At 44.0% G+C, this 3,898-nt stretch carries 4 protein-coding genes; 3 read left to right on the top strand and 1 reads right to left on the bottom strand.

The features are described 5' to 3' along the window. Positions 1-332 precede the first annotated feature (332 nt). From CAG68_RS19830 to yegD, 3 genes are all read left to right on the top strand, one after another. Entirely contained in the window at positions 333-653 is a 321-nt protein-coding gene (locus CAG68_RS19830; RefSeq protein WP_005375836.1) for a DOPA 4,5-dioxygenase family protein, read from the top strand. A gap of 326 nt (positions 654-979) precedes the next feature. Beyond that, a complete protein-coding gene (locus CAG68_RS19825) occupies positions 980-1,603 on the top strand; it encodes a hypothetical protein (protein WP_130545582.1) in 624 nt (207 codons plus the stop codon). Between the two features lie 122 nt (positions 1,604-1,725). Then, positions 1,726-3,078 (top strand): molecular chaperone, encoded by a 1,353-nt coding sequence (gene yegD, locus CAG68_RS19820; RefSeq protein WP_161441559.1) that lies wholly within the window; start codon positions 1,726-1,728, stop codon positions 3,076-3,078. A 341-nt stretch (positions 3,079-3,419) separates the two neighbouring features. Here the strand turns inward: yegD and CAG68_RS19815 are convergent, their stop codons facing one another. Next, the gene (locus CAG68_RS19815) at positions 3,420-3,893 is read right to left on the bottom strand and encodes a copper chaperone PCu(A)C (protein WP_005388497.1); all 474 of its coding nucleotides are present in this window, start codon (positions 3,891-3,893) and stop codon (positions 3,420-3,422) included. Positions 3,894-3,898 lie beyond the last annotated feature (5 nt).

Raw genomic sequence — 3,898 nt, 5'->3', positions numbered from 1 at the left:
ACCCTGATTTTGCAGAGTAATATGCTGATATTTTGTTGGTGGTATTTTTAAACTCGAATTTAATTACTGGTTAATGAAACATATTTGCAACAAAATTTGGCTGTAAAATTTGACAAAGTGAGTCATTATTAATGAATCAACTCAAACAGTTGCTATATGATGAATTGCAAATTTTTGTTGTGCTCGAAGCCTCGACCTTATGAGAATGCATAACTTCTTCCCAACTGAGTGGAATCAAGGTAGGGTGACGGCATTACAAATGTATACCCTCGGCAGTCCTTGAGCTTATCCAAAGTAGGTGGTGCTCAAGCGGAAGTGATTATGGAGAAGTTATGTACCACGCTCATGTTTATTTTCCCCTAAGAGAACAAGATAAAGCGCAAGCCTTGAACGAGATCATCCGTCAAGAGCGTCAAGATGTGCTGCGTGTGTTTCCATTAGTTGGAAGGTTAGTTGGCCCACACAAAATGCCGATGTTTGAAATTCACCTAGAATCATTGAGTGAAGAGTTCTTGGCGTGGCTTGATACGATTCGAGGCGATTTTTCTGTGCTTATTCACCCAGTAAGCGAAGAAGAGTTGCTCGATCACACAGAACGCGCGATTTGGTTGGGCAGAGAGATTGGTGTATTTGAAGAAAAGTTAGAGAAATAGTTGCTCCTCCCGCCCATGCATGACCGCTTTGAATCCTTCTCTTCTCATTGCGGTCGCAGCTTCTGCTTAACGCCTCATCTTCATTGATGGGTGCGGAATCCCTATCTTACGCTTTGTTGTAGCTATTTTTATGCTAAACCTAAAAGTAGGCTTTCGAACTTCACGCACAAAGCGTGAAAATATCGCTGTTTAGCATGCCATTAAATGAATTTTGGTGGTAATAAAACAATAAGTCTTTGATAAATCAAATAGGTATAGCAGGGAAGTGCAGTTTACGACCCCAACGCCATTGGCAGTGGCGCCGATAATTGCTGAGGGGGAAGGGTATGTTTTCAATACTCTTGGTTATACTTGCACTCTATATATTTTGGCTGTTGTTTCGCAACGGGCCTGAGTTTGCCGGGCGTACCGCCCAAAAAAAACGTGACTGGGTAGGGCCTACCGCCAACAAAGAAGAATGGCGAGGATTTTGTAGGGATGTATTTCAGCCGTTCAGTTCTCAAACGACTTTCTACGCTATTGCTTATTTTGCCAATTACGTAGCAGCAGCGAACGCAATATCTTGGTCAACGATATACGAAGGCGATTATCCGGTCATCATAAGCCGATTTGGTAGCTACTTCATTTTAAGCACGCATGATGCACTGGTCGTAGCTGGGTTTATTGCGCTTGCTTTCTTTATCATTAATTGGCAACTTGCCATGCGCTGCTCCGGTATTCTTAGCCAGTATCTAGTGCGGATTCTTATTATTAATCAAAAGCGCTTTGTCGCGATTAGCTTGGTGTTTTGCAGCTACTTTTCGTACCTACTGACGCTTGGTATATTCTGGCTGTTCCATGATGGGTATTCAATCTGGCATGGATTAATGCTTAGCCCTGTGTTCCTGCTGTTAGCTTTATTGGTAGCGGTTGTTGTGCCATCTGCAAAAAGAGAAAATAGTGTACCTTAGATAGGTTTTCCACGTTAAATTACATTCGATTTTAGGATAGTAATTCTTATGCCATTAAGTTAGCATTGCCAGTTTTTTTAACGGTCAAAAGGCCACTAATCAGTGGGACAGTGGGAGAAACAATGTTTATCGGCTTTGACTATGGTACTGCAAACTGTTCAGTGGCTAAAATGGAACCGGGTGAGCCAGTACTGCTTAATCTAGAAGGAAACAGCCCTTTTATTCCTTCCACCCTTGCTGCACCGAGTCGTGAATCGGTATCCGAGCATTTATTTCGCCATCGAGATATTAAACCATTAGATCAAGTTGGTGAGCAGGTTTTACGCCGGGCAATCAATTTAAACCGAGAAGAAAGTATTGACTTAGAATCCGACGACATTGCGTTTGGTCAGGATGCACTTAACCTCTATTTGGAAGATCCTCGCGATATCTATTATGTGAAATCGCCGAAGTCTTTTCTTGGTGCATCTGGCTTGCGTGATGTGCAATTGGCTTTTTTCGAAGACCTTGTCTGCGCGATGATGGACAATATTAAGTCGGAAGCCGAAAGCGATGCGCAGCAAAGTATTACCGATGCTGTGATCGGCAGACCAATTAACTTTCATGGGCGTGGCGGTGAAACGGCTAACATTCAGGCTGAACGCATTTTGTTGCGGGCAGCGAAACGTGCGGGCTTCCAAAATGTGGAGTTTCAGTTTGAGCCTGTCGCGGCGGGCCTAGAGTATGAAGCGACACTCAGCGAAGATAAAATCATTCTAGTAGTCGATATTGGCGGTGGTACAACGGACTGTTCGTTGATCCAAATGGGACCGTCTTGGCGCGGCAAAGCAGATAGGACCGCAAGCTTGTTAGCTCACAGTGGCCAGCGTGTCGGCGGGAATGATCTTGATATCGCGTTAGCATTTAAGCAGCTCATGTTCCCTTTTGGCATGGGAAGTAAAATGGAGTCAGGTATTGTGATGCCGACTACCCAATTCTGGAACCCGATAGCAATCAATAATGTAGAAGCGCAGAGTGACTTCTATTCGCGAGAGAACCTATCAGCGTTAAAGTTGCTTCAAAAGCAGGCTCAAGAGCCAGAAAAACTTGCTCGTTTGCTAGAGGTGTATCATGAGTCTTTAGGCTACAACATTGTTCGCCGTGCCGAAGAGGCAAAAGTGGCACTTTCAGAACAAGCTTCTTACCGAACTGGCATCAACTTACTATCAGAAACGATTGAAGTTGATGTACAACGTGACGAAATGATCGAAGCGATCCAGTCGCCAAAGAATAAAATGACGGCGTTGGTGACAGAAGCGGTAGAGCAAGCTGGAGTTAACCCCGATGCTATCTTTATGACTGGAGGTTCGGCACGCTCGCCAATCTTGCGCGATGCGGTTCAAACCGTACTGCCAAGTATTCCGGTTGTCAGTGGAAACTATTTTGGCTCAGTAACTGCGGGCTTAGCTCGTTGGGCTGAGGTTTGTTTCAAGTAGAAAGAAAACTAATTGCGCTATGGGCATTGTTACCAAATTTATGACTTCGCTTAGGCTTATCAAATGATGGTTGGAAGATTTCGCTGAGAGATTGAGTTTCATGCGAGTAGGAAACCTATTTGGGATTCTTAAATCTTTTAACGTCATTCTGAACAGCGAGGAACGAGCGTGATTTAGAATCTCTTGCCCGAGCACGCTGTTATGATATGTGACCCCGTTTCGCCGAGCGTTATTCATCACCATTATTCTGAAGAGTCGAGTTAGGATCTACCGGAATAATGATTTTGACTAAGCTGAGATAAAAATGCCCGCTAAATCAGCGGGCACTTTTGTTTGCGTCATTAATGGTGCATGTGTTTTTCCATGTGGCCTTGTTTCTCAACCGCCATTTCCACTTCAACCTTACCTGCGTTTTTGAAGGTTAATGTCATAGGGAAGCGGTCACCCTCTTTAAGAGTTTGTGTTGGGTTAAAAATCATTAAATGGAAGCTGCCTGGTTTAAACAACACAGACTCATTGGCTGGAACGCGCACTTCGTCAATCTTAATCATTTTCATCACACCATCTTCTTTCTTATGCGTGTGAATTTCGACATGCCCTGCGATAGGGCTTTCTGCTGCGATCAATGTATCTTCACTGTCACCGTGGTTGGTTAGTTGAAAAAAACCACCGATAACAGGTGCGTTTGGTGGCGCTTCTCGGCTCCATGGATGGTCGATATGAATTTTTCCTGCTTCATAATCGTGCGCTAAACTCAGTGGGCTAGCGATGACAGCAATAAGCGCGATAGCGGCGGTTTTTAATGATTTAAGCATGTGTT

Source organism: Vibrio sp. V42_P2S4T144 (assembly GCF_009904715.1).
Classification (GTDB): Bacteria; Pseudomonadota; Gammaproteobacteria; order Enterobacterales; family Vibrionaceae; genus Vibrio; species Vibrio alginolyticus.
This window is presented reverse-complemented; position numbering and strand designations above follow the sequence as displayed.